This is a genomic window from Sphingobium sp. SJ10-10, assembly GCF_036038995.2.
Classification (GTDB): Bacteria; Pseudomonadota; Alphaproteobacteria; order Sphingomonadales; family Sphingomonadaceae; genus Sphingobium.
The window spans coordinates 823,696-850,584 of sequence record NZ_CP158132.1; the positions used below are offsets into that span (position 1 = coordinate 823,696).

26 protein-coding genes are annotated in these 26,889 nt (G+C 63.1%); 6 read left to right on the forward strand and 20 right to left on the reverse strand.

Going from position 1 to position 26,889, the window contains the following annotated elements; all coding sequences use genetic code 11:
- Nucleotides 1-51: 51 nt before the first annotated feature.
- Entirely contained in the window at nt 52-1,002 is a 951-nt protein-coding gene (locus tag VVT58_RS03985; protein ID WP_327754084.1) for an RluA family pseudouridine synthase, read from the reverse strand.
- A gap of 17 nt (nt 1,003-1,019) precedes the next feature.
- Between VVT58_RS03985 and VVT58_RS03990 the strand changes: the two genes are divergently transcribed.
- Both VVT58_RS03990 and VVT58_RS03995 read left to right on the forward strand, forming a co-directional pair.
- A complete protein-coding gene (locus tag VVT58_RS03990; protein WP_327754083.1) occupies nt 1,020-1,418 on the forward strand; it encodes a M67 family metallopeptidase in 399 nt (132 codons plus the stop codon).
- A gap of 96 nt (nt 1,419-1,514) precedes the next feature.
- Complete coding sequence (locus tag VVT58_RS03995; protein ID WP_066558100.1) at nt 1,515-2,183, forward strand: histidine phosphotransferase family protein; 669 nt, start codon at nt 1,515-1,517, stop codon at nt 2,181-2,183.
- On the opposite strand, the gene VVT58_RS04000 is transcribed toward VVT58_RS03995, so the two are convergent.
- From VVT58_RS04000 to map, 5 genes are all read right to left on the reverse strand, one after another.
- On the reverse strand, nt 2,180-3,226 hold the full coding sequence (locus VVT58_RS04000) for a nitronate monooxygenase (RefSeq protein WP_327754276.1): 1,047 nt from the start codon (nt 3,224-3,226) through the stop codon (nt 2,180-2,182). The two genes, VVT58_RS03995 and VVT58_RS04000, sit on opposite strands and share 4 nt — an antisense overlap.
- Before the next feature lie 58 nt (nt 3,227-3,284).
- Nucleotides 3,285-4,262 carry an acyltransferase gene (locus tag VVT58_RS04005; RefSeq protein WP_327754082.1) on the reverse strand — a complete coding sequence of 326 codons (978 nt, stop codon included), beginning with the start codon at nt 4,260-4,262 and terminating at the stop codon, nt 3,285-3,287.
- 147 nt (nt 4,263-4,409) lie between these two features.
- Complete coding sequence (gene glnA / locus VVT58_RS04010) at nt 4,410-5,822, reverse strand: type I glutamate--ammonia ligase (protein ID WP_327754081.1); 1,413 nt, start codon at nt 5,820-5,822, stop codon at nt 4,410-4,412.
- Between the two features lie 109 nt (nt 5,823-5,931).
- Entirely contained in the window at nt 5,932-6,270 is a 339-nt protein-coding gene (locus VVT58_RS04015) for a P-II family nitrogen regulator (protein ID WP_007685085.1), read from the reverse strand.
- A gap of 241 nt (nt 6,271-6,511) precedes the next feature.
- Nucleotides 6,512-7,342 carry a type I methionyl aminopeptidase gene (gene map / locus VVT58_RS04020; protein WP_327754080.1) on the reverse strand — a complete coding sequence of 277 codons (831 nt, stop codon included), beginning with the start codon at nt 7,340-7,342 and terminating at the stop codon, nt 6,512-6,514.
- A gap of 80 nt (nt 7,343-7,422) precedes the next feature.
- Between map and VVT58_RS04025 the strand changes: the two genes are divergently transcribed.
- Nucleotides 7,423-8,184, forward strand: a complete 762-nt coding sequence (locus tag VVT58_RS04025; RefSeq protein WP_087574725.1) for a molybdopterin-binding protein — start codon at nt 7,423-7,425, stop codon at nt 8,182-8,184.
- Nucleotides 8,185-8,759: 575 nt separating this feature from the next.
- On the opposite strand, the gene VVT58_RS04030 is transcribed toward VVT58_RS04025, so the two are convergent.
- The 6 genes from VVT58_RS04030 to VVT58_RS04055 form a co-directional block, all read right to left on the reverse strand.
- Entirely contained in the window at nt 8,760-9,008 is a 249-nt protein-coding gene (locus VVT58_RS04030) for a hypothetical protein (protein ID WP_327754079.1), read from the reverse strand.
- 492 nt (nt 9,009-9,500) lie between these two features.
- Complete coding sequence (locus VVT58_RS04035) at nt 9,501-11,183, reverse strand: acyl-CoA dehydrogenase family protein (protein ID WP_327754077.1); 1,683 nt, start codon at nt 11,181-11,183, stop codon at nt 9,501-9,503.
- Complete coding sequence (locus VVT58_RS04040; RefSeq protein WP_327754076.1) at nt 11,180-12,046, reverse strand: enoyl-CoA hydratase; 867 nt, start codon at nt 12,044-12,046, stop codon at nt 11,180-11,182. The genes VVT58_RS04035 and VVT58_RS04040 overlap by 4 nt, the downstream gene beginning before the upstream one ends.
- A gap of 11 nt (nt 12,047-12,057) precedes the next feature.
- Complete coding sequence (locus tag VVT58_RS04045; RefSeq protein WP_327754075.1) at nt 12,058-12,840, reverse strand: SDR family NAD(P)-dependent oxidoreductase; 783 nt, start codon at nt 12,838-12,840, stop codon at nt 12,058-12,060.
- A complete protein-coding gene (locus VVT58_RS04050) occupies nt 12,837-14,090 on the reverse strand; it encodes a CaiB/BaiF CoA-transferase family protein (protein ID WP_327754074.1) in 1,254 nt (417 codons plus the stop codon). Before VVT58_RS04050 ends, VVT58_RS04045 begins: the two co-directional genes overlap by 4 nt.
- A gap of 141 nt (nt 14,091-14,231) precedes the next feature.
- Entirely contained in the window at nt 14,232-14,606 is a 375-nt protein-coding gene (locus VVT58_RS04055) for a cytochrome c family protein (RefSeq protein ID WP_327754073.1), read from the reverse strand.
- Nucleotides 14,607-14,684: 78 nt separating this feature from the next.
- On the opposite strand from VVT58_RS04055, the gene VVT58_RS04060 reads away from it, so the two are divergent.
- On the forward strand, nt 14,685-15,605 hold the full coding sequence (locus tag VVT58_RS04060; protein WP_327754072.1) for a DMT family transporter: 921 nt from the start codon (nt 14,685-14,687) through the stop codon (nt 15,603-15,605).
- A gap of 194 nt (nt 15,606-15,799) precedes the next feature.
- Here the strand turns inward: VVT58_RS04060 and VVT58_RS04065 are convergent, their stop codons facing one another.
- Genes VVT58_RS04065 through VVT58_RS04095 form a run of 7 tightly spaced genes read right to left on the reverse strand, consistent with a single transcriptional unit; the run spans nt 15,800 to nt 23,620 of the window.
- On the reverse strand, nt 15,800-16,996 hold the full coding sequence (locus tag VVT58_RS04065) for an acetyl-CoA C-acetyltransferase (protein ID WP_327754071.1): 1,197 nt from the start codon (nt 16,994-16,996) through the stop codon (nt 15,800-15,802).
- A gap of 22 nt (nt 16,997-17,018) precedes the next feature.
- Nucleotides 17,019-18,173, reverse strand: coding sequence for an acyl-CoA dehydrogenase family protein (locus VVT58_RS04070; RefSeq protein WP_327754070.1), 1,155 nt, complete (start codon nt 18,171-18,173; stop codon nt 17,019-17,021).
- A gap of 24 nt (nt 18,174-18,197) precedes the next feature.
- A complete protein-coding gene (locus tag VVT58_RS04075) occupies nt 18,198-19,022 on the reverse strand; it encodes a MaoC family dehydratase N-terminal domain-containing protein (RefSeq protein ID WP_327754069.1) in 825 nt (274 codons plus the stop codon).
- Nucleotides 19,019-20,227: a CoA transferase gene (locus VVT58_RS04080; protein WP_327754068.1), complete on the reverse strand. Its 1,209-nt coding sequence runs from the start codon at nt 20,225-20,227 to the stop codon at nt 19,019-19,021. Before VVT58_RS04080 ends, VVT58_RS04075 begins: the two co-directional genes overlap by 4 nt.
- A complete protein-coding gene (locus tag VVT58_RS04085; protein WP_327754066.1) occupies nt 20,220-21,236 on the reverse strand; it encodes an NADP-dependent oxidoreductase in 1,017 nt (338 codons plus the stop codon). Before VVT58_RS04085 ends, VVT58_RS04080 begins: the two co-directional genes overlap by 8 nt.
- A 25-nt stretch (nt 21,237-21,261) precedes the next feature.
- On the reverse strand, nt 21,262-22,407 hold the full coding sequence (locus VVT58_RS04090; RefSeq protein WP_327754065.1) for an acyl-CoA dehydrogenase family protein: 1,146 nt from the start codon (nt 22,405-22,407) through the stop codon (nt 21,262-21,264).
- 31 nt (nt 22,408-22,438) lie between these two features.
- Complete coding sequence (locus VVT58_RS04095) at nt 22,439-23,620, reverse strand: acyl-CoA dehydrogenase family protein (protein ID WP_327754064.1); 1,182 nt, start codon at nt 23,618-23,620, stop codon at nt 22,439-22,441.
- A gap of 270 nt (nt 23,621-23,890) precedes the next feature.
- On the opposite strand from VVT58_RS04095, the gene VVT58_RS04100 reads away from it, so the two are divergent.
- A complete protein-coding gene (locus tag VVT58_RS04100; protein WP_327754063.1) occupies nt 23,891-25,117 on the forward strand; it encodes a cytochrome P450 in 1,227 nt (408 codons plus the stop codon).
- Between the two features lie 13 nt (nt 25,118-25,130).
- Complete coding sequence (locus tag VVT58_RS04105; RefSeq protein WP_327754062.1) at nt 25,131-25,322, forward strand: ferredoxin; 192 nt, start codon at nt 25,131-25,133, stop codon at nt 25,320-25,322.
- Nucleotides 25,323-25,407: 85 nt separating this feature from the next.
- Here VVT58_RS04105 and VVT58_RS04110 read toward each other — a convergent pair whose 3' ends face one another.
- Nucleotides 25,408-26,883 carry an aldehyde dehydrogenase family protein gene (locus VVT58_RS04110; protein WP_327754061.1) on the reverse strand — a complete coding sequence of 492 codons (1,476 nt, stop codon included), beginning with the start codon at nt 26,881-26,883 and terminating at the stop codon, nt 25,408-25,410.
- Nucleotides 26,884-26,889 lie beyond the last annotated feature (6 nt).

Below are 26,889 nucleotides of genomic sequence, written 5' to 3' on the forward strand. Positions count from 1 at the left end.
CGGCGGAACCCAGAAGAGGCGTTCGAAGCGCCGTCGCAAACTTATCCAAATCTATACGTGAAGCTCGCTTAACAGTTCCTGCATATCGGCAGGGAGTTGGCTGTCGAAGCTGAGTGCCTCACCCGTTACCGGATGTATGAACCCAAGCCTTTTTGCGTGCAATGCCTGCCTTTTGAAACCCAGCGTTTCCAGTATCGATTTGAAACCTTTTCTTTCTCTACCGTAAACCGGGTCCCCGATCAAGGGGTATCCCAGGTGCGCCATATGGACGCGAACCTGGTGCGTGCGCCCGGTTTCCAGCCTGCATTCGACGAAAGCCGCGCCACGCAGCTTCTGCAACGTTCGGTAATGGGTAACGGCATGTTTGCCGCGTCCTTCCCGATGAACGGCCATTTTCTTTCGATCAGCGTCGGAACGGCCGATCCATGTATCCACCGTCCCGGATGCCGGATGAGGCACGCCATAGACGATGGCGGCGTAAAGCCGGTCGATGCTATGCGCCTGAAACTGCTGAGCCAGTCCTTCATGGGCACGGTCTGACTTGGCAACGACCAAAAGGCCGGAAGTATCCTTGTCGATGCGATGAACGATGCCGGGGCGGGCCACGCCGCCGATGCCGGAAAGCTGCCCCTGGCAATGGTGGAGCAGCGCATTGACCAAGGTGCCGTCCAGATTGCCTGCCGCGGGATGGACGACAAGGCCTGCGGGCTTGTCGATGACGATCAGGTCGACATCCTCATGGACGATGACGAGCGGAATGTCCTGCGCGATCGCTTCCGCCTCGACCGGAGGGGGGAGGGTGATGGCGAAGGCCTGGCCCGCCGCGACTTTCATGGAAGGGTTGGGGGAACGGCCGGAGGTCGTCACCTGCCCGTCGACAATCAGGCTTTTCAGCCGTTCGCGCGACAATATAGGCAGCAGGTCAGCCAGCGCCTTGTCCAGCCGCATGCCATCCTGCGCTTCACCAATCACTGCTTCTAAGATGGAAACCCCCAAATTCATTGCGTAGGAAAGTAGGAATGAAGGTCAGAATTTCAAGAGGCATATTGGAACAAATCATGTCCGAAGCGGCGGCTGACCCCCATGAGGTCTGCGGGCTGCTTCTGGGCGAGGCGGGACGGATCGCGGAGATCCGGCCCGCCGCCAATGTCGCGCCCGATCCGGCGCGGCATTTCGAGCTGGACCCGGCGGTGCTGATCGCGGCGCATCGGGCGGCGCGGGCGGGCGGGCCTCAGATATTGGGGCATTATCATTCGCATCCGGGCGGCGTGCCGGTTCCTTCGGCCACCGACGCGGCCTGCGCCGTGGCGGACGGCAGTTTGTGGTTGATCGTCGGGGGAGGCGTGACGCGGCTCTGGGTTTCGACGGGCAGGCAAGAAAATGCACGATTTGTTGAGGCTTCGCTCGATATCTTGTGAGCGAAAGGCGGCAGGCCGGGCTTGCATCATGCAACAGGGCAGCGCATTAGCCTTTCATTCCCTTCCCGATTTTCTTTCCGGCGGCAGCGAAATTTCATGATCAATCCGACAGACAGCATCGAAACCGGCAGCATCGAATTTGCCAGCCTGCTCTGTTCGCGGCTGTGCCATGACCTTTTGAGCCCTGTCGGCGCGCTCAACAACGGGCTGGAGCTGATGGCGGATGAGACGGACCCGGAAATGCGGCAACGCTGCCTGGATCTGTTGGCGGACAGCGCCAAGACATCGGCCAACAAGCTCAAATTCTTCCGGTTGGCCTTCGGGTCGGCGGGCGGTTTCGGTGACGCCGTGCCGACGCATGAGGCGCGGGTGGCGATCGAGGGCATGTTCGCCGCTACGGGGCGGGTGAAGATCGGCTGGCTGGTCGAGGACGACATGCTCGACAAGCTGCCGGTGAAGGTGCTGCTGAACCTGGCATTGATTGCCGGGGATGCGCTGGTGCGGGGCGGGCAGCTCGACATCGGTGCGGAAAAGCGGCCGGGCGTCACGGAAATCGTCGTGCGGGCGGAAGGGCCAAGGCTGGTGCTCGATCCCGATCTGCGGGCGGCGCTGGCGGGAACCTTGCCGCCGGAAGGGCTGGCTTCGCGGACATCGGCGGCCTGGATGGTGCGGGCGCTGGTTACAAATGCCGGGGGTGAGATCGCCCTTTCGCCCGCTGGCGAGCCGGTTCTGTTGTTCGGCGCCTCTATTCCCGACGCGCGTTAAGCGGTCGCTTCCTTCACCAACAGGGCGATGAGATCGGCGGCGGGCAGGGCGCGAGCCAGGGCCGCTCCTTGGCCAGCCCATTGCGCGCCGAAGCCGCCTTCGCCCTTGGCTTTTGCTGCGGCGTTGAGGGCTTTTCCAGCATCATAGGCGATCGGATAGGCTGGGGGCTCCAGCCTTGCTTCGGCACCCCAGGCGGTGAAGCGATTGGCGAGGCAGCGGGCAGGGCGGCCCGATATGGCGCGGGTCATGATGGTGTGATGGGCTGCCGGGCTGGCGAGGGCGGTGCGATAGGCTTCATCGGCGCTGCTTTCCGGGCAGGCGATGAAGGCCGTGCCGAGCTGTGCGGCGACAGCGCCAAGGTTTAGCGCGGCGCCTATGCCCTGTCCGTCCATGATGCCGCCGGCGGCGATCACCGGCAGGCCGGACCGGGCGGCGAGCAGGCGGGTAAGGGCGAAAGTGCCGAGTTGATCGTCGGGCGCTTCGGGGTCGAAGGCGCCGCGATGGCCGCCTGCCTCATAGCCCTGCGCGACTATGGCGTCGATGCCCGCCTCTTTTGCGGCATGTGCTTCGTCTAAATTGGTTGCGGTGGCGAGCAGGAGGCATCCGGTTTGCTTGAGTGCCGCGATGCGCGTCGGGTCGGGCAGGCCGAAGTGGAAGCTGACGACGGGCGGGGCGAGGTCCACGAGGGCGGCGAGCATCGCGTCGTCCTCCACGAAGCTGCGGTAGATTTCGTGGAGGTGGGTTGGCGGCTGGGCATCATAGCTGCGGAAGATCGGCGCCAGGGCGGCGAGCCATGCCGCTTCCTTGGCCGGATCGCTGCGGGCTGGCGCATGGGTGAAGAGGTTGACATTGAACGGACGGCCGGTTTGTGCGCGGACGGCCTCTATCATGGCGCGGGCGCCTGCCGCGTCGGTCGCGCCAACCGCGATCGAGCCGAGCGCGCCGGCATTGGAAACGGCGGCGGCCATGGCGGGTGTCGAGACGCCGGCCATCGGCGCCTGGATGATAGGATGGGTCAGGCCCAGCGACTCGATGAGCGACATCTTCCGATTTTTGGGCATGGTGGCGCATCATGCAACCGTGGGTTGAAGCGCTTGGCCCTCAGGTGGCTTGCCCATCGGCTTGCTGTGCCAGGCCAAACCCTCGCCGTTCCACTTGCCTGAGCAGCTCCGTCAAGGGAATTTCGATATATTTATGTGCGATAACGCCCGCGACGATGGAGGCGAGGATCGCGATGGCGCCGCCGCCTGCATGATCCTGGCCGAAGAACAGCAGGGCCGGGAGCAGGATGAACAGATGCGACAGATAGATGGCGTAGGAGGCTTCGCCAAGGAGCGTGGGTAGCGGCCAATCCTTCAACTTGTGGTCGAGTGAGCGGGCCGAGGCCAGAATCAGGGCGACGGGTACGGTGACGGTAAGCGGGCGGATATCTGTCCACTGCGGTGCCAGGGCAAGAAGAAGGAAGCCGAGCGGCGTCAGCCATCCGGGCAGCCGGAAATCGAAATGGGCGATCAGCATGCCGGCAACGAAATCGAGAAGGATGGGCTGGCCATAATAGGCGGCCAAGGGCGGCGGATCCGGGAACTGGCTGATGCACGACGCCAGGATGAGGATCGATGCCAATGCGGGAATGGCGATTCTGCGGGGCACAGGCAGGAAGAGCGCGAACAGGGCGTAGAAGGCCATTTCGAAATTGAGCGTCCAGCCGACCGGCAGGACAGGACCGTCGGCAATGCCCATGGATGGCAGGAAGAGCATGGAGGACAGGATTTTCCACCCATTTTCCTCGCCTGTGCCGATCACGACGCAGGCGGTCGCGATCCAGTAAAGCGGTGCGATCCGTCTGACCCGCCGCCAGAAAAAGGATGCCGGATCGGGTGGCGATGCCGATGTGGATATGACCATCACATAGCCGGAAATTCCGAAAAACAGCCCCACGCCTTCTCTCAGCCATCGGGTCATTGCGGGATCGTCTGCCGACATCAGATGGTAGGAGAAGACATGATAGGTGACGACCATCACCGCCGCGATCATGCGCAGATAATGGATGGATCGGATGCGGTGGGAACCGGGCGGCATAGGCGGTTCCTCGCAGGGATCAGTAAATCTGCGGTAAACTCTTGTACTGATAGGCGATTTTCTTCGTCCGATGCGATCGAGCGGGCAAAGAAAAAGGCCCGGCCGCCTGCGCGACCGGGCCTTTTTCCCGAAACAGTCCCGAAAGGATCAGGCGCTGTAATACATGTCGAATTCGACCGGCGAGGGAGCCATTTCCCAGCGGTACACTTCGGGCCACTTCAGTTCGATATAGGCATCGATCTGGTCCTTGGTGAACACGTCGCCCTTCAGCAGGAACTCGTAATCGGCTTCCAGGCTGTTCAGCGCTTCACGGAGCGAGGCGCAAACGGTCGGCACCCGGCTCAACTCTTCCGGCGGCAGGTCATAGAGATTCTTGTCCATCGCGGCGCCCGGATGGATCTTGTTCTCGATGCCGTCGAGGCCGGCCATCAGCAGCGCGGCGTAGCAGAGGTACGGGTTGGCCATCGCATCGGGGAAGCGGAACTCGACGCGCTTCGCCTTGGCGCCCGCGCCGTAAGGAATACGGCAGGAGGCCGAACGGTTGCGCGCCGAATAGGCCAGCAGAACCGGCGCTTCGAAGCCCGGCACCAGACGCTTGTAGCTGTTGGTGGTCGGGTTGGTGAAGGCGTTCAGAGCCTTGGCGTGCTTGATGACGCCGCCGATGAAGTAGAGGCACATGTCGGACAGGCCGGCATAGCCTTCGCCCGCGAACAGCGGCTTGCCCGCGTCCCAGATCGACATGTGGGTGTGCATGCCCGAACCGTTGTCCTGCGCGATCGGCTTGGGCATGAAGGTCGCGGTCTTGCCATAGGCCTGGGCGACCATCTGAACCACATATTTATAGATCTGCATGCGGTCGGCGGTCTGGACCAGCGTGCCGAAGGTCAGGCCGAGTTCGTGCTGGGCAGCGGCCACTTCATGGTGGTGCTTGTCGCAGGGCAGGCCCATTTCGAGCATGGTCGAAACCATTTCGGCGCGGATGTCGGTGCAGGGATCGACCGGCGCGACGGGGAAATAGCCGCCCTTGGCGCGCGGACGGTGGCCCAGATTGCCGCCTTCATATTCCTTGCCGGTGTTGGTCGGCAGTTCGATGTCGTCGATCTTGAAGTAGCTCTGCGAGTAGTCATTCTCGAAGCGCACGTCGTCGAACATGAAGAATTCGGCTTCCGGGCCGACATAGACGGTGTCACCGAAACCGGCCGACTTGACGAAGGCTTCCGCGCGCTTCGCGGTCGAACGCGGGTCGCGGCTGTACAGTTCGCCGGTGTCGGGCTCGACGATGTCGCAGAAGATGATCAGCATCGGGGTGGCGCTGAACGGATCGACATAGACGGCGTCCAGGTCGGGCTTCAGGATCATGTCCGATTCGTTGATCGCCTTCCAGCCTTCGATCGACGAACCGTCGAACATCAGACCCTGGGTCAGTTCATCTTCGCCCAGCACCGAAGACACCATGGTCAGGTGCTGCCACTTGCCCTTGGGATCGGTGAAACGGACATCGACCCACTCGATCTCCTTTTCTTCGATCATCTTCAGGATGTCTTTAGGCGTGTTAGCCATGTGAACTTGCCCTTCTTTCAAAAATACCCCCCCAAAGGGGTGCGTTGATATGCGTCCGCCAAAAGCCCCTGGAAATCATCCCCTGTAAGCCGGCGAGAACCTGTAAAAATCAGATGGCGTCGCTGTCGCGCTCGCCGGTGCGGATGCGGACCGCACCTTCGATGTTGGAAATGAAGATCTTGCCGTCACCGATCCGGCCGGTCTGCGCGGCGGCCGAGATCGCCTCCACCACCCGTTCAGCGAGCGAGTCGTCGACGACGACCTCCAGCTTCACCTTGGGCAGGAAGTCGACCACATATTCAGCGCCGCGATAGAGTTCGGTATGCCCCTTCTGGCGGCCGAACCCCTTGGCTTCGGTGACGGTGATGCCCGAAACGCCGACTTCGTGAAGGGCTTCCTTCACTTCATCGAGCTTGAACGGTTTGATGATCGCTTCGATCTTCTTCATCTTTAGGTATCCCAACTCAAACGCGCGCCAAATGGCGGGTATGACCCCGCCTTTCGTTCCACTCGAGTGACGATCATCATGCCCCCCGAAGGCAAGCGCCGCCTCTCTTCCCAATCAATTACCGTGCCAAATAGCGAATCGCTGAATTCTGCTTTCTGCGATGCAGCAACTTTTGTCCATATTGCCCGGATTCCGGGCAATATCATGACATGCTGCCCATTTTTTGGGCAGGGATCGATGATCAGAGCTTATAAGGCGGCGCGTCGAGACCCGCCGGGCTTTTGGTAAAGATCTCGCAGCCGGTTTCGGTGATGCCGATGCTGTGCTCGAACTGCGCGGACAGGGTGCGGTCGCGCGTGACCGCCGTCCAGCCGTCCTCCAGCATCTTCACGCCGGGTTTGCCGATGTTGATCATCGGCTCGATGGTGAAGAACATGCCGGGTTTCAGTTCCGGGCCGGTGCCGGGGCGTCCGACATGGACGACTTCCGGACTGTCATGGAACACGCGGCCGAGGCCATGGCCGCAGAAATCGCGGACCACGCCATAGCGGTGCTTTTCGGCATGCCGCTGAATGGCGTGACCGATGTCGCCCAGGGTGTTGCCTGGCCTGGCCTGCTCGATGCCCAGCATCAGGCATTCATAGGTAACCTCGACCAGCCGCCGCGCCTTGATCGGCGCTTCGCCGCAGATGTACATGCGGCTGGTGTCGCCGTGCCAGCCATCGACCAGCGGCGTCACGTCGATATTGAGGATATCGCCTTCTTTCAGCTTCTGATCGCCCGGAATGCCGTGACAGATGACATTGTTGAGCGAGATGCAGCAGCTATGCGTATAGCCGCGATAGCCCAGAGTCGCCGGCACGCCGCCGCCGTCCAGCGTCATGCGGCGGACGATATCGTCCAACTCCCCGGTGGTGACGCCCGGCACGACATGCGGCACCAGCGCGTCCAGTATTTCCGCGGCCAGCCGCCCGGCCCTGCGCATGCCTTCGAAACCGGCCGCGTCATAAAGCTTGATCGCGGTCGAGCGGGAAATCGGCGCGTCCGCCGTCATCGTCATATATTCGGTCATGGGCGTGATTATAAGCAGGGATGCGGCATAATGCGAGGGGGCGGCTAGGCAGGGCGCGCGGCAGAGGCTATGGCCAGCCCATGGCCGACCCCACCCGCATATGGACCGCAGCGCTGATCGTAATCGGTGACGAGATTCTCTCGGGCCGGACACAGGACAAGAATGTGTCGCAGATCGCGACCTGGCTGAATGTGCAGGGCATCCGCCTGCGTGAAGTCCGGGTGGTTGCGGACGAACCCGATGCGATCGTGGAAGCGGTTAACACGCTCCGGGCGCGCAACGATTATCTGTTCACGACCGGCGGCATCGGACCAACGCATGATGACATCACCGTCGACGCCATCGCCGCGGCGCTGGGCGTGGAGGTCGAAATCCATGCTGAGGCGCGGGCGATGCTGTCGGGCTATTATGAGACGCGCGGCGGGCTGACCGAAGCGCGGCTGCGCATGGCGCGGGCGCCCGCCGGGTCGAGCCTGATAGAAAATCGCATGTCCGGCGCTCCCGGCCTTCGGCATGGCAATATCTTCATCATGGCGGGTGTGCCGCACATTACGGCGGGGATGCTGGACAGCCTGACCGGCAAGCTGGAAGGCGGCCTGCCGGTGCTGTCGGCAACCATCGGCTGCTGGGTGGCGGAGAGCGAGATCGCGGACCTGCTTGGTGCGACCGAGCGGGCGCATGAGGGGTGTCAGATTGGCAGCTATCCCTTTTTCCGCGAGGGCAAGACCGGGGCGAATTTCGTGATCCGCTCGGTTGATGCGGCGGTGCTGGATCGGTGCGTAGCGGATTTGAGCGCGGCGCTGGAGCGCGGTGGCTGGCCGGTGGTGGCCGGGGGGATTTGAGCGCCTGAGTGGCTCATGCGGGTGGCTTTCGGTCAGGCAGCTTTGGCGCTGAAATTGTGCAAAGCTGACGTTGGGTTAGTTCAGCCGTCGCACTTGGCAGCTATCCTCGGCCGAACTGACATAAGTTGCGCGTGCCTTAACTCGAACCCAGCGGAATGGCTTCCTGACAACACAAGCATGAAATCTCGATCTTCGCGCATGTAGGTATGTGCATAATATTTGATAGGCAACGACGAAGGCACCTCGCCTCCTCTCACCAATCGCTTCACCTCAGCATGAGCGTCGATCCAGCCATGGCCGAGAATATCTTCGTCATTTTTGACTGATTTGTATTCGCCATTCTTTATGCGGCCGACCACAATGGTATCGCTGCATCCGTGGGACAAAGTTCTGTCCTCAATCGTTGCGGACTGAACCGTCGCGCAAGCTGACGTCAAAGCCGCAATAGCTAACAGGGATGATCTCGGTTTCATTCGCCGGAATGTGGCGCGATGGGCTTTGTGAAGCAATGGCTGCTTACAGGCGCATGACGTGTTCATTCTCATGGCAAAAAAATGGTCGCTCTCGACAGCGCATCACCTAGTTTGCCGATCACTCGGCTTCTGGGTTGCCTTTCGCTGGCCGCTGAATGCGCGCCAAACCAGAACGCTTCCCGCAATAAGAAAACCACCCAAATCAAATTGCCGATGAGCAATTTCCGCGCTGCCAAGCCAGCCCATGTAAAGCGTCAGCGCCGCCCCAAGGCTAAAAACGCCCAGAACGAACAATGGAATACGCGGCTTCATGCCTGATCCCTCATGTGTTTCTGCTTCGCGATCGAGCATCCTTGGCGCACTTCGGCAGCTATCAAAACAGTCAGTCAAATGTCTGCTAGCGGGACTCGTAGGCTTCAAGATGAACGGCATCAACTGGTCGTTTTCAGACCCTCTTTTCAATCATCCGATCCTGAACGTGGAGGACTGGCTAAGGATCATGCGTTGCCCAATGGCTACAGAATCCAAAAAAACATCCTATTCCGCCGACAGCGCAGGATTGTGCCTGTCCTATTTCGCGCCAACGGGTCTATCCCGCATCCCTCTTTGAAACGTCCGACATATCGCATCATCACGCATACGCGCGCGCAGGCACGCGCGCGCGTACACTGTGAACTTCGGCGTGAAATGGTCGGTTGCAGCCAAGACTCCTTCGTCATGCCGGGCTTGACCCGGCATCCCGCTTTCTTTTCCGCGCACAGTAGATGAAGAAGCGAGACCCCGGCTCAAGGCCGGGCCGCCGTCGGTATGAACATCTGCCTTATGGTTGTTCGCGGCCTTCCTTCAATTTCCTCCGTCGAGCAGCCGCCGGGCGATCACCTGCGCCTGGATTTCGCCCGCGCCCTCGAAGATATTGAGAATCCGCGCATCGGCCAGCAGGCGGCTCACCTGATATTCGGTGGCGAAGCCGTTGCCGCCGTGGATCTGCAACGCATTGTCCGCTGCCGCCCATGCCACCCGCGCACCGATCAGTTTCGCCATGCCGGCCTCCAGGTCGCAGCGCTTGCCTTCATCCTTGCGCCGGGCGGCGAAATAGGTGAGCTGGCGCGCACCCATGATCTCCGCCGCCATCATGGCGAGCTTGTTGGCGACGCGGGGGAAGTCGAAAATCGGGCGACCGAACTGCTTGCGGTCGAGCGCGTAGGACAGGCCGATGTCGAGCGAGGCCTGCGCCACGCCGATGGCGCGGGCGGCAGTCTGGATGCGGGCGGATTCGAAGGTGGCCATGAGTTGTTTGAAGCCCTGGCCCTCGACGCCGCCGAGCAGATTTTGCGCGGGGACGCGGAAATCGTCGAAGCCGATCTCATATTCCTTCATGCCGCGATAGCCGATCACTTCGATCTCGCCGCCGCTCATGCCGGGAGTGGGGAAGGGATCGGCCACCGTGCCGCGCTGCTTGGGCGCGATCAGCATGGAGAGGCCGCTGTAATTTTTCGTCTCGGCATTGGTGCGGACCAGCAGGGTCATCACATCGGCGCGGGCGGCGTGGGTGATCCACGTCTTGTTGCCGTTGATCCGATATTCGCCGTCACCCAGAGTTGCGCGGGTACGGAGCGAGCCGAGGTCGGAGCCGGTATCCGGTTCGGTGAAGACGGCGGTGGGCAGGATCGAGGCATTGGCGATCTGGGGGAGCCAATGGGCCTTCTGTTCGTCCGTGCCGCCGGTCAGGATCAGTTCCGCTGCAATCTCGGACCGGGTGGCGAGCGAGCCGACGCCGATCCAGCCGCGTGAGAGTTCTTCCGATACGACGCACATGGCGGTCTTGCCCATGCCCAGGCCGCCATATTCTTCGGGGATGGTCATGCCGAACACGCCCATCTCGCCCAGTTCCTCGACCAGCGGCAGGGGGATCAGCTCGTCCTTGAGATGCCATTCATGCGCGAAAGGCGCGACCTTCTCGTTCGAGAGCGCGAAGAACTGCTCGCGCACCATGTCGAACATGTCGTCCAGACCGCAATTTTCCAGCGTCGCATGGCCGCGCTGGGCGACGAGGTGGCGGGCGATGGCGGTCTTGACCGCTTGCCCGCCGCCCTGGCGGACCAGGGTGCGGAAGGGGGGCGCATCGAGAGCGGAGAGATCGTCCGTCAGGTCCATGGCGCGGATCACCTCGCCCTGGTTCATGGGGATGCCGCCCAGCATCTGCGCGCCATATTCGGCAAAGAGCAATTGGGCGAGCAGCGCCTCGATTTCTCCAAATGCGCCGTCCGCGGTCAGATTGGCGGCCCAGTTGGCGACCTCCCGCATCATTTCGGCATAGGAGGCGAACCAGCCGAAGCCATGCACGGCATGCTGCTCGACATCCGCCAGCACGCGGTCGACCTTGCCGGACTCATTGGTGATGCGCGCCTTTACCTGCGGCTGGGCGGCGGCGACGAAAGCCTGGGCCGCGTCGGCCGCGCCGGAGAGCAGCGCGGGGAGTCCGGGCAGCACCAGCACGCTCTTTTCCAATTGCACTGTCGCGCTCATCCCTCGCCAGCCTGTTTCTTGTTGGCCGCCGCCATCGCCTTGGCATCGATATTGCCGACCAGATTTCCGGTCATGAGCTGGTTATGCGCATGGGCGAGGTGGTGCATATGGAACACGCCGTCCATCGCCTGCCGCTTGCCGCGCAGATCTTCCACGAAGTTGAACGCCTGCTTGGTGAGCGCCAACCCGAAGCGGTCATGCTGGGCGATCTCGGCGGCGATCTTCGCCACCTCCTCGCGCAATGTTTCGCGAGGGAAAATCTCGTTCACCATGCCGAACTGATAGGCGCGCTGGGCAGGCATGCGCCGCCCGAGCAGCAGCAGTTCGCGGGCGACGCGCGGCGGCAGTTCGAAGGCGTGGGCGAAATATTCGACCCCCGGCTGCGCCATGCGCTGCACCGGGTCCTGGAAGAAGGCATCCTCCGACGCGACGATCAGATCGCACACCCAGGCCAGCATCAGCCCGCCCGCGATGCAGGCGCCCTGCACCATGGCGATCATCGGCTTGGGGATTTCCTGCCAGCGACGGCACAGACCAAGATAGCCGTCCTGCTCCAGCACATATTGCCGCTCGGCGCCGCCCTTGTTGAGATGATCCCACCACATGGTCGTGCGGAAGCGCGGCATGTGGCTGTCTTTCTCCGGCGTGCCAATGTCGTGACCGGCGGAGAAATGCTTGCCCTCGCCACCGAGCACGATGACCTTGACCTCATCATCCTCGACGGCGCGCTTGAAGGCGTCGTCGAGCTGCCCCAGCAGCCGGTAATTCTGCGCATTGCTATATTGCGGGCGGTTGAGCATCACCCAGGCGACGCCCTCTTCGACCTTGTAGGTCACATATTCGGGTTGCGCTTCTTCGGACATGTCGCTTCTCCTCAGCGCGGCGGCATGCGCAGGCCGCCATCCAGCCGCACATATTCGCCGTTCCAATAGTCATTCTCGATCATCGACAGCGCCATGGCCGCGAACTCTTCCGGCTTGCCGAAGCGCTTGGGGAAGGGGACCGTGGCGGACAGGGCATCGCGCACCTTGTCGCTCGCCCGCGCCATCAGCGGCGTGTCGAAAATGCCGGGCAGGATCGCGTTGACGCGGATGCCTTCGCCCATCAGGTCGCGGGCCATGGGGAGGGTCAGGCTGACGATGCCGCCCTTCGACGCGCTATAGGCTGCCTGGCCGATCTGGCCGTCTATGGCCGCCGCGCTGGAGGTGTTGATGATGACGCCGCGTGCATTGTCCTCCAGCGGATCGAGCGTCAGCATGCCCGCCGCCGACTTGGCGCAGCAGCGGAAGGTGCCGATCAGGTTGATCTGGATGATCCGTTCGAACTGGTCGGTCGGGAAAGCCTTGATCGCGCCGGTTTCGCGGTCTCGGCTGGCGGTCTTGACGACATTGCCGGTGCCTGCGCAGTTGACGATGATCCGCTCCTGCCCATGGGCGGCGCGGGCCTGTGCGAACCCGGCGTCGACGGAGGCTTCGTCGGTCACGTCGACCTTGCAGAAGGTGCCGCCGATCTCCGCCGCGACCCTGTTCCCCGTCTCTTCATTGAAGTCGAACAGGGCGACCTTCACCCCTTTGGCGGCGAGGGCGCGGGCAGTCGCTTCGCCCAGGCCGGAGGCGCCGCCGGTCACGATGGCGGCTATGCTATTGTCGAGCTTCATGCTTCTGTCCTCTCCTGGGCGGGGCGCTGGGCGATCGCGCCCTCGGCGGCCAGCGCATCCAGCGCGGCATCGTCGAGGCCGAGCCATTGGCCCAATATCTCACGGCTATGTTCACCCACCCGTGGCGGACAATGGCGGTAATCGGCGGGAGTCGCGGACAGCTTGCCCGGATAGGCGACGGTGGGGATTTCCACGCCATCCTCCTCGCGGCGGAAACGGTGGACGGTCTGGCGCGCCTCGACAAAAGGATCTTCGAACACGTCCTTGATGGTGTTGACGGGGCCGGCAGGCACGCCCTTCGCGACGAAGCGCTCCATCAGTTCGTCGCGGGGGAAGGGGCGGACGATCTCCTGCACCTTCGCCTCGATTGCGTCGCGGTTGATGAGCCGCTGGGCACTGGTGGCGAAGCGTGGATCGGTGCCGAGTTCGGGATGGCCCATCTCCGTGCAGAAGGCGCGGAACTGACGGTCATTGCCGATGGCGATGATCATCATGCCGTCCGCGACCTCGAAGGTCTTGTAGGGAACGACGGTCGGATGGCGATTGCCCAGGCGCCCCGGCACGACGCCGCCGACCAGGAAGTTCATGCCCTGATTGGCGAGCATCGCGATCTGGGTGTCGAGCAGCGATACGTCGATCTGCTGCCCCTCTCCGGTACGGTCGGCATGGCGCAGCGCCATCATGATCGAGACGGTGGCGAACATGCCCGTGGACAGGTCCGCCATGGCGACGCCAGCGCGCAGCGGACCGCCATCCTCCTCGCCCGTGATGCTCATGAAGCCGCCCATGCCCTGCGCCACGAAATCATAGCCGCCACGGTCGGCATAGGGGCCGTTCTGGCCGAAGCCGGTGATCGAGCAATAGACGAGGCGCGGGTTGATTGCGTGCAGGCTCTCATAATCGAGGCCGTATTTCTTGAGGCCGCCGACCTTGAAATTCTCGACCAATATGTCGGCTTCGGCGGCCAGCTTACGGATGAGGTCCGCGCCCTGCGGCGTAGCGAGGTCGATCGCCAGCGATCGCTTGTTGCGGTTGCAGGAGAGATAATAAGCGCTGGTGCCGATCTCCGGCTCGCCATCCGCGCCGGTCAGATAGGGCGGACCCCAGGCGCGGGTGTCGTCGCCATGGCCCGGCAATTCGATCTTGATCACGTCCGCGCCGAAATCGGCCAGGATCTGCGTCGACCAGGGACCAGCGAGAACCCTCGAAAGGTCCAGCACCTTCACCCCTTCAAGAGCGCGGGCGTTCATGCCTGCGCTCCTGCCATCGTCATGTCGTCGGAAAATCGCATCCGCTCCTGTCCCTGAAGTTCTGCTGCATCGGTTGACTCAACAGATAGCGGGACAGGGCGGTTAGTGCAATGATTTTTGCACTATGGGATAGTTTTCATGCTATTTCTTGCTCGCGCTGGCCAGGTAGGCGATCAGATTGGCGCGATCCGCCGGATTGGGCAGGCCAGCGAAGATCATCTTCGTGCCCGGAACCTTCGTGGCTGGCTTGGTCAGGAACGCGTCGAGCGACTTGGCGTCCCAGCGAATCTTGGCGTTCTTCATGGCGGGGGAATAAGCGAAACCAGCCACCGTGCCCGATGGGCGGCCCAACACTCCGGCCAGCGACGGTCCGAGCCGGTTCACGCCCGGATCGACCGAATGGCAGGCCATGCAACGGGCGAAGACCGTCTTGCCCTTGGTGGCGTCGCCCGCCTGGGCGAGTGCGGGGCTCGCAATCAGCATGGCAGTGGCGAACGCGGCGAGTTTCGAAATCATCAGTTAACCTCTTCCCTTCATTACCGACTGGATTCTATACCAGTGTGCATAAATAAGCCAATAGCAGCCTGAGTCTGAATGGCGATTGAAGAAGGACGCGCAATGGAGGGTGGTGCAGCGGAGGTGGTCCGGCGTTTTGGGCCGGCGGGAATGATTCTGGCCCTTTTAGTGAATGTCATGTTCGCGCTCAACGTGATCGCCATGAAGGTGGTGGTGGACGCGACGGCGCCGCTGCTGTCGGTGGCGTTGCGCATGGGCACGGTGTTTCTGCTGTGCGCGCCCGCGATCCGGCCGCTGCCGGGGAGGACCGGCTGGCTGGCACTTTATGGTTTTTTGAACGGCGGGTTGTTCCTGTTGCTGCTCAATCTGGCGCTGTTCATGGCGACCAATGTCGGCGCGCTGGCGATCGCGGGGCAGCTCAGCGTGCCTTTCTCGCTGCTGCTGGGCGCGCTGTTGCTGGCGGAGAAGCTCAATGGGCGGAAGATTGCCGGGGTCATCCTGGCCTTTGCGGGCGTGGCGGCTTTGGTGTTCGACCCGCATATCCTGACCGAAGTGCCAGCCATATTGGTGATGGCGAGCGCGGCGATGATCTGGGGCGGCGCCACGCTGGTGCAGCGCAAGCTGGTCGGGGTGAGCGTGATGAATGGTCAAGCCTGGAACGGGCTGATGGGCGTTGCGACGCTGGCGCCCTTCGCATTGATGTTCGAGCGTCCCGCTATCGCCGGATTGGTGCATGTGGGATGGGTGCCGGTGGCTTGGTTTGCCTTCACCTGCCTGGGGTCTACGATCATTGGGCAGGGGACGCTGGCCTGGTTGCTTCAGCGCTATCCGATCTCGACGATCATGCCGTTGATGCTGGCGGCGCCGGTGATGTCGACGGTGTTTGCGTCGCTTTATTTCGGGACGCCGATTACGGCCGTGATGATCGGCGGCGGGACGCTGGCGTTGATTGGGGTGGCGATCATTGCACTGTCGCCGGATCGGAAGGGGGCGAAATAGCGGAAGTTATAGCTGCTTTGGGTGGAGAGCGGACGGTCTGCTTCGCGCTGCTTTTCTTGAAGCGCATCGTGCTCCTGCGAAGGCAGGAGCCCAGTTCCTACGGTGCGATGATCCACAAGCGGCGGAACTGGGTTCCTGCCTTCGCAGGAACACGGATGCGCTCAATGTCCCCTACTGGCCGAAACAGACCGGCATCAGGCCCGCTCGAACATCGCAGCGAGACCCTGGCCGCCGCCGATGCACATCGTCTCCAGGCCATAGCGCCCGTCGCGCCGCTGCAGTTCCCGCAGCAGATTGGCGAGGATGCGGCCACCCGTCGCGCCGATCGGATGGCCGAGCGAAATGCCCGAACCGTTGACGTTCAGTCTGTCCCGATCGTCCCAGTTCCAACCCTTGAGGCAAGCCAGCACCTGCGGCGCGAAGGCTTCGTTGAGTTCGACCAGATCGATGTCGCCCCAGCCAAGTCCCGTCCGGGCAAACAGCCGCTCGACCGCCGGGACCGGCCCGATCCCCATGCGCGAGGGATCGCAGCCTGCCGCCGCCCAGCTATGCAGATAGCCCATCGGTTCGAGGCCGAGTTCGCTGAGCTTGTCCTCCGCCACCACCAGGCAGGCCGCCGCGGCGTCATTCTGTTGGCTCGCGTTGCCTGCAGTGACGACGCCGTCCTTCTCGATGGGCTTGAGCAGCGCGAGCGATTCCGGGGTCGCGTCGGCGCGGATGCCTTCGTCCCTGGCGAACATCACAGGTTCGCCCTTGCGCTGGGGCACGGCGACGGGAACCAGTTCGTCGTCGAACTTGCCCGCCTCCCAGGCGGCGGCGGCGCGCTGGTGGCTCATCGCGGCATATTCGTCGCAGGCTTCGCGAGAGATGCCGTAATCCTTGGCAAGGTTGTTCGCCGTCTCGATCATGCCGCTGATGATGCCGTAGCGGGCGATCGGCTGGGACATGACCCTGCCGCGAGTCAGACGGTCGTGGAACTGGGTCGATCCCGAACGCGCGCCCCAGCGATGGTCCATCGAATAATATTCGACATTCGACATGCTCTCGACACCGCCCGCGATGACGATGTCCGCCGCGCCGGTCTGGATGCGCATGGCGGCGTCGATCACCGCCTGAAGCCCGGAGCCGCAACGCCGGTCGAGCTGCACGCCGGGGATGGACTCCGGCAGGCCCGCCGCCAGCGCCGACCAGCGGCCGATGCAGGGCGCCTCGCCATTGCCATAGCCCTGGCTGAACACCACGTCGTCGATCCGCTCCGGATCGATCTTCGTGCGCTCGACCAGCGCCTTGATGATGACGGCGCCCAGATCGCCCGCCGAAAAGCTTTTGAGCGACCCGCCATATTTGCCGACGGCGGTGCGGATGGGGGCGACGATGGCGGCTCTGCGCATGGGAATGTCCTTCAAATGGAGATCAGCGGGAGGCTTCGGCCTGGCGGATCATCTGCTTGGCGATGATGGTCTGCTGGATCTGGCTGGTGCCTTCATAGATGCGGAGCAGCCGGACATCGCGATAGAAGCGCTCGACCTTATATTCGGCCATGTAACCGGCGCCGCCATAGATTTGCACGGCGCGATCCGCGATCCGGCCCACGGCTTCGGATGCATAATATTTGAGCGCCGCGCATTCGAGGCTGACGGGTTCGCCCGCGTCGAATTTCGCCGCGACGGACTGCATCAGCGCTTCGGTGGTCAGCATGTCGACCTTCATGTCGGCCAGCATGCCCTGCACAAGCTGGAAGTCGGCAATGCGCTGGCCGAATTGCTTGCGTTCCATCGCATATTGCAGCGCCATGTCGATCAAGCGCTGACACATGCCGAGTGACACCGCCGCGATATGGATGCGCCCGCGATCCAGCACCTTCATCGCCGTCTTGAAGCCGCGTCCGGGCACGCCGCCGATGATGGCCTTCGCAGGCACCACCACATCGTCAAGGATGACGTCCGTGGTGATCGATCCCTTCTGCCCCATTTTCTTGTCGGGCTTGCCGAAGCTGATGCCGGGGGTGTTAGCGGGCAGGATGAAGGCCGAAATGCCCGCCGCGCCCTTCACATCGGGTTCGGTGCGCGCCATCAGCGTGAAGACGCTGGCGCGCGGGGCGTTGGTGATGAAGCGCTTGGTGCCGGTGATGCGGTAATTGTCGCCATCCTTGATCGCCAGCGTGCGCAACGACCCTGCATCGGACCCGGCTTCGGGTTCGGTGAGGCCGAAGCTGGCGATGGCTTCCCCGGTCGCGAATTTGGGCAGCCATTCGCGCTTTTGTTCCTCGGTGCCGTCCATGACGATGCCCTGACTGCCGATGCCGACCGTGGTGCCGATGACCGAGCGGAACACAACCGAGGCGCGGGTGATCTCGCGGATGATCGCCGCTTCTTCGGACATGGTGCAGCCCAGCCCGCCATATTCCTCCGGCACGGAGATGCCGAACAGGCCCAGTTCGCGCATCTGCTGGATGATGCTTTCGGGTACGGCATCCGCTTCCTCGACCGCATCCTCCGCAGGGATCAGCTTTTCCGCGACAAAGCGCTGGACGGTGGTGCGGAACAGTTCGAACGTCTCAGCGTCCATCTCGAAATCTCCTCTCTGAAACTTTCAGTAAGTGACGTCCGCCACCATGGCGTCCATCCCGTCGCAGCGGATGGCGCGGAAGCGGCTGCCTTCATCCTCGCGCAGCAGCACGCTTTGGCCCTGGAAAACCGGCGCGACGGCGCGGAAGGAGAAGCGGCTGGGTTTGCGTCCGCCGCTGCGGGCGTGGCCGAACAGCTTGGTGGCGGTGAAGGGACCATGGATCACCAGACCCGGATAGCCTTCTTCACTGGTCGCGTAGGGCAGGTCGTAATGGATGCGGTGGCTGTTGAAGGTCACGGCGGAAAAGCGGAACAGGTCGACCGTGGAAGGCGTCCACGCCACGTCCTGCGCCTCGGCGGGGAAGGCGGCGGGCGCGATTGCGGGTGTGGGTGCGCCTGCATCGCGATAGACGATGGTCTGCGTCTCGCGCACCTTTTCGCTGTCGGCCTGAATAATGCGATGGTCGATGGTCAGCAGGATCAGCTCGCCGCTGCGGCCGGATTTGTGCGCAACATCCTGCACGGTGGAGATGCGCGTGGCTTGCCGGTCGAGCAGCAGGGGTTCGCTGAACACCATGTCGGATGCTGCGAACATGCGCCGGGGCAGGCTGACCGGAGGCAGGAAGCCGCCGCGCCTGGGGTGGCCGTCCGGGCCGATCTGGTCGGCGGCGGCGATGGGCAGGAAGAAGGCCCAATGGGCGAGGGATGGCTGAACCTCCCCGACATTGAGCGGCTCGCCAATGGTGGCGGCGAAGCGGATGAGGGCTTGGGCATCGAGCGTTTCGGTGCGGCTTTCGGTCTTGCCGATCCAGGTCCGCCAATGGGCGATGTCGGTTTCGGTGATGGTCATGCCACCAGTCCTTCATCATGCAGCCGTCCGATCGCGCCGCTGTCGAGGCCGAGCACGGTGGCGAGCACTTCGTCCGTATGCTGGCCAAGCTTTGGCGCGATCGCGACGGCGCCCCGCGCTTCATTGGCCAGCGTTCCCGCCGGACCGGATGTGGGGTAGGTGAGGCCGCTCGGATGGGTGAGCGTCTCGAACAGCGGATTGGCGGTGAACAGGCGCGGGTCGGTCGTCACCGCCTGACGCAGCGTCTGATATTCGCCCCAGGTCACGCCGCCCGCGTCGAATGCGGGTTCCAGCGTTTCGGCCGCGCGGGTCGCGAAGGCTGCCTCGAACAGCGGGAAGAGGCGCGCCCGATGGGTGAAGCGGGCGCCTTCATCCTTGGCGAAGCTGACGCCCAGTTCCGCCTCGATCGCGCCAACCGCATCGCTGAGGTCGAGCGTCTTGAGCAGGCCGGACCACTGGCGCGGCGTGATGGCGACGACGATCAGCCGCTTGCCGTCCGCCGTCACGAAGTCGCGCCCGAAGGCGCCGAACAGGTCGTTGCCCATGCGGGGCCGGTCGCCAGCGGACAGCACTTCCGCCACCGATCCCAGATGCGACAGGCTGGACGCGGCGAGATCGGACAGCGGCACCCGGATTTCCGCGCCCTCACCGCTGATCCTGCGGCGGAGCAGCGCCGAAGTCATGGCGAAGGCTGCATAGGCTCCGCCCAGCAGATCCCAGGCCGGCAGCACATGGTTGACCGGGCGGTCATCATCGACTGGCCCCGTCATCTGCGGCACGCCGACGGCGGCGTTGATCGTATAGTCGACCGCTGGCGATCCATCCGCCCAGCCCATCACTCGCACGGTGATGATGTCGGCGCGCTTCGCCGCCAGCGCTTCGTGGCTGAGGAACCCCTTCACCGGATAGTTGGTGAGGAACAGCCCTGCATTCTCCCCCGGCGCGGTTGCCAGCGCCACCGCCAGTTCACGCCCTTCAGGGCGGCCGAGATCGATGGCGATGGATTTCTTGCCCTTGTTCAGCCCCTCCCAATAAAGGCTGTCGCCATTGGGCGCGACTGGCCAGCGCCGGTAATCTGGGCCGCCACCTATGGCGTCGAAGCGGATCACTTCCGCACCCATCTGCGCCAGATGCAGGCCGCAGGACGGCCCGGCGATGAAGGCGGCGCCCTCGACGACCCGCAGGCCTTTCAGCAATTCATACATATAATTTCACCATGGTCCGGCCGATATTCGCGCCCGTGAACAGACCCCCAAAAGCGTCCAGCGCCTTGTCGATCCCTTCATAGACCGTCTCCGCCGAGGCCATTTGCTCGGCGGCGTTCCAGGCTGTCATCCGCTCCACCATCTCGCCCTCAAGGTCCATATGGTCGAGTGCGATGAAGCCCTCCATGCGGATGCGCTTGGTCATGATCATGGTGAGGTTGCGCGGCACGACCGGCGCGTCGGTCACATTATATTGCGAGATCATCCCGCACACCGCAAAGCGCGCGAAATTATTCGCCAGCGACAATGCCGCCTGCAAATGGTCGCCGCCGACATTCTCGAAATAGACGTCGATGCCGCTGGCGCCGATCGCCTTGACCTCGCGGGCAAGCGCTTTGGTCAGATTGGGTTCGGCCTTATAGTCGATGGCGGCGTCGACCTTCAGCACGTCGCTCAGGAAAGCGGTCTTTTCCGGCCCGCCTGCCGATCCGATCACCTTGCAGCCGATATTGCGCGCAATCTGGCAGGCGATCGATCCTACCGCGCCGGACGCGGCCGAGACGAACACCACGTCATCCGGCTTCAACTGCGCGATCCGCATCAGCCCGGCATAAGCGGTGAGGCCGGGCATCCCTGCAAAACAGAGCCAGGCCTGGGCGGGCAGGGCGTTTTTGTCCCGCTTTTGGAGCGCGCTGGCGGGGGCGTTGAAGACCTCCCTCCAGCCCCGCCGCGAAAAGACAAGGTCGCCCGGCGAGTAAGCCGGATCGTTGGAGATGATGACTTCTCCGATCGCTGGTCCTTCCATCGGCGCATCGAGGGCGAAGGGCGGGACATAGCTTTTGGCGTCGCTCATCCGTCCGCGCATGGCGGGATCGACTGCCATCCAGAGGTTGCGGACCTGTACCTCTCCGGGACCGGGCGGCGGCGTGTCGACGGTGACCGTGGCGAAGTCTTCCGCTTGCGGAGTGCCGATCGGGCGGCGCTTCAGTTGGATTTCACGCGATAACATGCTGCTAGCCTCAATAGCCCCCACCTCAATAGCCATTAAGCCGCGCCCAGCGCTCGCGATTCCAGGCTGTCGAGCCATAGCATTGCGCCGCCACCCGCGCGCGCTTCAGATAAAGGCCCGCATCATGCTCATGGGTCATGCCGATGCCGCCGTGGAGCTGCACCATCTGCGACGAAATGCCGTGCAGCGTCTCCCCCATGGTCGCCTTGGCCAGCGAGGCGAAGGCGGGGAGGGCAGGGTCATTCGCATCTATGGCGTCGAGCGCTGCTTCAACCGCCGAGCGGGCGAGTTGCAATTCCCCGAACATCTCCGCAGCGCGATGCTGCAAGGCCTGGAAGGAGCCGATGATGGCGCCGAACTGCACCCGCGTCTTGAGATAATCGAGCGTGGTGTCGAAGGCCTGAGAGGCAGTGCCCAGCATTTCCGCCGCAAGGCCGATGGCCGCCCGGTCGAACAGCGTATCGAGCAGATCGGCGCCTTTGCCGACTTCGCCCAGCACGGCGTCGGCGCTCACGACCACATTGTCGAAGCTGAAGAGCGCGGGCCGGCGCGCATCGATCTGGTTCAACGCATTCCGCGAGAGGCCCGATGCATTGCTTTCGACCAGGAACAGCGTGATCCCATCGCGCTCGCCCGGCGCGCCGCCGGTACGGGCAGCGACGATAGCGAAGGTTGCGGCCATGCCGTCCTGCACCGGTCGTTTGATGCCGTTCAGCGCCCATCCGTCACCCGCCGCAGTCGCCGCCAGCGCGATCTTCTCGCGCCCATGCTGCGCGCCTTCCTCCGCCGCCAGCGTGCCGATGACCGATCCGTCGGCAATGCCCGGCAGCCAGCGGGCCTGTTGCGCCTCGGTTCCGCCCAGCCGCAGCGCGGACGCCGCCACCAGCGCCGAACTCAGCAGCGGCGAGGCGCCCAGCGTCCGGCCCAGTTCCTCCAGCACCAATCCCATGCTGCGATAGCCGAAGTCGGAGCCGCCATGCGCTTCCGGCACTAAAATGCCGGTCCAGCCCATCTGCGCCATTTCGGCCCAGGCTTCCGGATCATAGCCCTCCGCATCGGGCCGTCCGCCGCCGTCATGGCCATAGAGCGACCGCAGCGCCGTCACGGGCAGGCGATCGCGCACCCATTCCGACGCCATGTCCTTCAGCATCTGCTGTTCTTCGTTCAGCATCCTCCCGATCCCATCCTTATTCGTCTCTTTGTCAGGCCGGCAGTTCCAGCGTACGCTTCGCCGTGATGTTGTTCTGGACTTCGTAGCTGCCGCCGTAGATCGAGAAGGCCTTGCTGTGCAGCCAGGCCCGCGTCGCTTCCTGTTCGGCGTCAGCATAATGCTCGCCCGCCCAGCCAAGGCCATTGGCGCCCATTAGTTCGATCAGCAGTTCGGCCCGGTCCTGGATGATCCCCGACCAGAGATTTTTGAGCGCGGACACGCCATTGCTCGGCTCGCCGCTCCGGGCTTCCCTGGTCAGGCGCAATACCGTCGCCAGATAGGCTTCGTGCCGCATCGCATTGCGCACCATGCGCGTGCGCAGATCGGGATTGTCGATCCGGCCCAGCGCGTCGGTGCCGCAATATTCATGGGCCATGGCAGCCAGCGGCGTGATCTCCGCCTTCACGTCCGACAGGCTGTTGCGTTCGAACTGGAGCAGGCGCTTGGCGATGGCCCAGCCCTGATTGACCTCTCCAACCAGATTGCCCTTGGGCACCTTCACATCGTTGAAGAAGACCTCGCAGAAATGGGTCGATCCGCTGATGAGGACGATCGGCCGCGCCTCCACCCCTTCGGATTTCATGTCGATCAGCAGGAAGCTGATGCCGCCCTGTTTCCGTCTGGTGTCGGTGCGGACGAGGGCGAAGCACCAGTCGGCCTGATCGGCGCCCGACGTCCAGATCTTCTGCCCGCTGACCAGCCAATGATCACCCATGTCGATGCATTTGGTCTGGAGCGAGGCAAGGTCGGACCCGGCGCCCGGTTCCGAAAAGCCCTGACACCAGCGGCGTTCATTGGTGGCGATGAAGGGCAGATGCTCCAGTTTCTGTTCTTCGCTGCCATATTCCAACAGTGTCGGGCCCAGCATCATCGTGCCATAGCTGCGTATTGGGTTGAAACCGCCGATCGCTGCCAGTTCCTGGCCGATGATCTTGCCATGCGCTTCTGTGAGGCCGGCGCCGCCATAGCGCGGTTCCCAAGTCGGCACGCCCCAGCGCTTTTCCGCCATGCGTTCGCGCCAAAGGCACCAGTCGGCATTGGATTCCGCTGCATGCCGGTCGCTGACGAAATGGATGGATGGGGCATTGGTCAGCGAAGGCGGAAAATTCGCCTTCAGCCATGCGCGCGCTTCCTCCCGGAACAATTGCGCTTCCATTCCCTCCAGCTCGGCCATGCATCCCGTCCCTTTTCTGCGCAAGGGCCATGCCGCCCTTCGATGGGAGCATCTCGCTTCCATGACCGAATCCTTATGCCAATTCTGCACCGCTGGCTAGGTATAAATTGCACCATAGGATAAAATTGACATCAATCCTCTTCGTCATGGCTGCGATGGTTGACATGCCTGATCTGCATCATAAACTATACTCAAATGCAAAATTGACAAAGGCTGCCGCCACCGCGGGCGATTCGCGGGAGCGCGGTTCGCATAATGGAGAGCGCGCATATGGAAACCTTTGCGACCCAACCGATTCCGGCCCATGTTCCGCCGGACATGGTGAGGGATTTCAGCCTGTTTTCCTCGCCCGGCATGCAGCCGACGCCCAACGGCGATCCGCAGGCGGCCGCCGCCGTCGTGCATCAGGGACCGCGCATCTTCTATTCCCCGGTCAACACCCGCGACGGGCGCGGCACTTGGGTCATCACCCGGGCGCAGGACCAGCGGAGGGTGCTGCAAGACCCGGAAACCTTTTCCAGCCATCGCAGCATTTTCGCTTCTGCTCTGGGTGAAAGCTGGCCGATGATCCCGCTGGAACTCGACCCGCCCGAACATGGCAAGTTCCGCTCGCTGCTCAATCCGCTGCTGTCGCCCAAGCGGGTGATGGCGCTGGAAAGCGCGGTGCGGGAAAGGGCGATCAGCCTGATCGACAGGATCGCGGCGGCGGGCACCAGTTGCCATGTGATGGAGGAGTTCGCCTTTCCCTTTGCGGTGAATATCTTCCTGCGCTTTCTGGGGCTGTCGGACGACCGGCTGGACGAGTTCGTGACCTGGGCGAATGAGCTGCTGCATGGCGACAATGTCCAGCGGCCTGCCGCTGCGCGCACCATCATCGCCTTTATCGACGAACTCTCGGCCGAACGGCGCAAGCGGCCGGTCGATGACTTCATGTCCTTCCTGGTTCAGTCAAAGATCGACGACCGGCCGCTGACCGATCAGGAAATTCGCGGCACCGGCGTACTGCTGTTCGTGGCGGGGCTGGACACGGTGGCGGCGGCCATCGGGTTCGACCTCAATTATCTGGCGCGGCATCAGGACGATCAGGAACTGCTGCGCAGCGATCCCTCGCGCATCGTGCTGGCGGCCGAAGAATTGCTGCGCGCCTATCCGACCGTGCAGATGATCCGCGTGGCGACGAAGGATGTGGATTTCGAAGGCGCGCCGATCCGCAAGGGCGATTATGTGTCCTGCGCCACGATGATCGCCAATCGCGATCCGCTGGAGTTCCCGCATCCGGAAAAGATCGATCTGGCGCGGGAGGATAATCGCCACACCGCCTTTGCCTATGGCCCTCATCGCTGCCTGGGATCGCACCTCGCCCGGCGGGAGATCGTGGTCGGGTTGGAGGAATGGCTGAAGCGCATCCCCACTTTCCGCATCAAGGAAGGCACAGCGCCGGTCACGTTCGGGGGGCATGTGTTCGGCATCGAAAATCTGGTTCTGGACTGGTCTTGAGGAGGGACTTCCCATGAAAATCATTGTGCACAACGACAAGTGCCAGGGTCATGCGCGTTGCTGGGCCATGGCGCCCCATATCTTCGAACTGGATGATGAGGGCTATATCAAGCCCGGCGACATCGAGGTGGCGGAGGCGGATGAAAAGCTCGCCTGGAAGGGCGCGAAATCCTGCCCTGAGCGGGCGCTTGAAATAGAGAAGTGAAGGCGGATTTTGTGCTCCTGCGAAGGCAGGAGCCCAGTTTCGCCGTCTTAACTGGACTCCCGCCTTCGCAGGAGCACGTTAAGAATTAAGTCCTGATCCACACCGCCTTGGTCTGCAAATAGGCGTCGATATGTTCGGCGCCGCCTTCGCGCCCGAAGCCGCTCATTTTGTAGCCGCCAAAGGGAACGGACGAGTCCATCGCGAAATAGTGATTGACCCAGATCGACCCGGCCCGGATGCGCTTCACTGCCGTCATGGCCTTGCCGATATCCTTCGTCCACACCCCGCCCGCCAGGCCGAAGCGCGTCGCATTGGCGCGGGTGATGACTTCATCTAAATTGTCGAACGGCATGATGCAGGAAACGGGGCCGAAAATCTCTTCCCGGGCGATCCGCATGTCGTCCTTCACATCGGCAAAGACCGTGGGCGCGACCCAATGGCCTTGGTCGAAGGCGCCGCCCGTCACCCGCTCGCCGCCCGTCACCAGCCGCGCACCTTCCTGCGGGCCGAGTTCGAGATAGGAGGAGACGCGGGCATATTGCTTGGCCGACACCAGCGGGCCGATCTGCGTGTCCGGGTCCAGGCTGGGGCCGACCTTCAATTCCTTGGCGAAGGTGGCGATGCGCTGAACCATCTCCTCATAGATCGGCCGCTCGATGAACAGCCGCGTGCCCGCCGCGCAGACCTGCCCCGAATTATTGAACACGCCCATCGCCGCCGCGGGCGTCGCCATATCGAGATCGGCATCGGCAAAGATGATATTGGGCGACTTGCCGCCCAGTTCCATCGTCACTTTCTTCACCGTTCCGGCGGAGGCGGCAATGATCCGCTGGCCGGTTTCGCAGGAGCCGGTGAAGGCGATCTTGTCGACATCGGGATGGGCCGAAAGCGCGCCTCCGGTCCCGCCCGCGCCGGTCACGACATTGACGACGCCCGGCGGCACGCCCGCCTCCAGGCAAAGCTCACCGAAGCGCAGTGGGCTGAGCGAGGCATCTTCGGCAGGCTTCAGGACGATGGTGCAGCCGGTCGCCAGCACCGGCCCGACCTTCCATGCGGCGCTGAACAGCGGGCCGTTCCAGGGGATGATCGCGCCCACCACGCCGACCGGCTCGCGCAGCGTGTAGGAGAGGAGGTCGACCGGGAAGCTGTTGGACAAAGTTTCCCCATGGATCGCCGTCGCCGCCCCGGCAAAATGACGCAGCGAGCGTTGCAACATCCCACGCAGACCCCGCGCTGCGGTGATCGGACGGCCCATTTCGATGCAATCGAGCAGGGCAAGATCGTCGAACTCTGCGTCCACCAGATCGGCAAGCTTCAGCAGCACCGCTTGCCGCTCTGCTGGCTTGAAGCGACTCCATGGTCCTTCGAAGGCGGCGCGGGCTGCGCGGACGGCACGATCCACATCCTCCGCGCTCGCCAGCGCCAGTTCGGCCACCAGTTCGCCGGTAGATGGGCTGAAGCTCTGGAACGTCTCGCCCGACAGGGCGTCGACAGGCTTGCCGTCGATCAGCAGCTTTTTGGGTTTGCCGTCGATGAAGGCGGGGCGGCGGGTCTCGATCATGGGATC

Coding starts and splice junctions, on each gene's coding strand:
- VVT58_RS03985 (WP_327754084.1), bottom strand. CDS start 1,002: ATGAATTTGGGGGTTTCCATCTTAGAAGCAGTGATTGGTGAAGCGCAG.
- VVT58_RS03990 (WP_327754083.1), top strand. CDS start 1,020: ATGAAGGTCAGAATTTCAAGAGGCATATTGGAACAAATCATGTCCGAA.
- VVT58_RS03995 (WP_066558100.1), top strand. CDS start 1,515: ATGATCAATCCGACAGACAGCATCGAAACCGGCAGCATCGAATTTGCC.
- VVT58_RS04000 (WP_327754276.1), bottom strand. CDS start 3,226: ATGTCGCTCATCGAGTCGCTGGGCCTGACCCATCCTATCATCCAGGCG.
- VVT58_RS04005 (WP_327754082.1), bottom strand. CDS start 4,262: ATGCCGCCCGGTTCCCACCGCATCCGATCCATCCATTATCTGCGCATG.
- glnA (WP_327754081.1), bottom strand. CDS start 5,822: ATGGCTAACACGCCTAAAGACATCCTGAAGATGATCGAAGAAAAGGAG.
- VVT58_RS04015 (WP_007685085.1), bottom strand. CDS start 6,270: ATGAAGAAGATCGAAGCGATCATCAAACCGTTCAAGCTCGATGAAGTG.
- map (WP_327754080.1), bottom strand. CDS start 7,342: ATGACCGAATATATGACGATGACGGCGGACGCGCCGATTTCCCGCTCG.
- VVT58_RS04025 (WP_087574725.1), top strand. CDS start 7,423: ATGGCCGACCCCACCCGCATATGGACCGCAGCGCTGATCGTAATCGGT.
- VVT58_RS04030 (WP_327754079.1), bottom strand. CDS start 9,008: ATGCTCGATCGCGAAGCAGAAACACATGAGGGATCAGGCATGAAGCCG.
- VVT58_RS04035 (WP_327754077.1), bottom strand. CDS start 11,183: ATGAGCGCGACAGTGCAATTGGAAAAGAGCGTGCTGGTGCTGCCCGGA.
- VVT58_RS04040 (WP_327754076.1), bottom strand. CDS start 12,046: ATGTCCGAAGAAGCGCAACCCGAATATGTGACCTACAAGGTCGAAGAG.
- VVT58_RS04045 (WP_327754075.1), bottom strand. CDS start 12,840: ATGAAGCTCGACAATAGCATAGCCGCCATCGTGACCGGCGGCGCCTCC.
- VVT58_RS04050 (WP_327754074.1), bottom strand. CDS start 14,090: ATGAACGCCCGCGCTCTTGAAGGGGTGAAGGTGCTGGACCTTTCGAGG.
- VVT58_RS04055 (WP_327754073.1), bottom strand. CDS start 14,606: ATGATTTCGAAACTCGCCGCGTTCGCCACTGCCATGCTGATTGCGAGC.
- VVT58_RS04060 (WP_327754072.1), top strand. CDS start 14,685: ATGGCGATTGAAGAAGGACGCGCAATGGAGGGTGGTGCAGCGGAGGTG.
- VVT58_RS04065 (WP_327754071.1), bottom strand. CDS start 16,996: ATGCGCAGAGCCGCCATCGTCGCCCCCATCCGCACCGCCGTCGGCAAA.
- VVT58_RS04070 (WP_327754070.1), bottom strand. CDS start 18,173: ATGGACGCTGAGACGTTCGAACTGTTCCGCACCACCGTCCAGCGCTTT.
- VVT58_RS04075 (WP_327754069.1), bottom strand. CDS start 19,022: ATGACCATCACCGAAACCGACATCGCCCATTGGCGGACCTGGATCGGC.
- VVT58_RS04080 (WP_327754068.1), bottom strand. CDS start 20,227: ATGTATGAATTGCTGAAAGGCCTGCGGGTCGTCGAGGGCGCCGCCTTC.
- VVT58_RS04085 (WP_327754066.1), bottom strand. CDS start 21,236: ATGTTATCGCGTGAAATCCAACTGAAGCGCCGCCCGATCGGCACTCCG.
- VVT58_RS04090 (WP_327754065.1), bottom strand. CDS start 22,407: ATGCTGAACGAAGAACAGCAGATGCTGAAGGACATGGCGTCGGAATGG.
- VVT58_RS04095 (WP_327754064.1), bottom strand. CDS start 23,620: ATGGCCGAGCTGGAGGGAATGGAAGCGCAATTGTTCCGGGAGGAAGCG.
- VVT58_RS04100 (WP_327754063.1), top strand. CDS start 23,891: ATGGAAACCTTTGCGACCCAACCGATTCCGGCCCATGTTCCGCCGGAC.
- VVT58_RS04105 (WP_327754062.1), top strand. CDS start 25,131: ATGAAAATCATTGTGCACAACGACAAGTGCCAGGGTCATGCGCGTTGC.
- VVT58_RS04110 (WP_327754061.1), bottom strand. CDS start 26,883: ATGATCGAGACCCGCCGCCCCGCCTTCATCGACGGCAAACCCAAAAAG.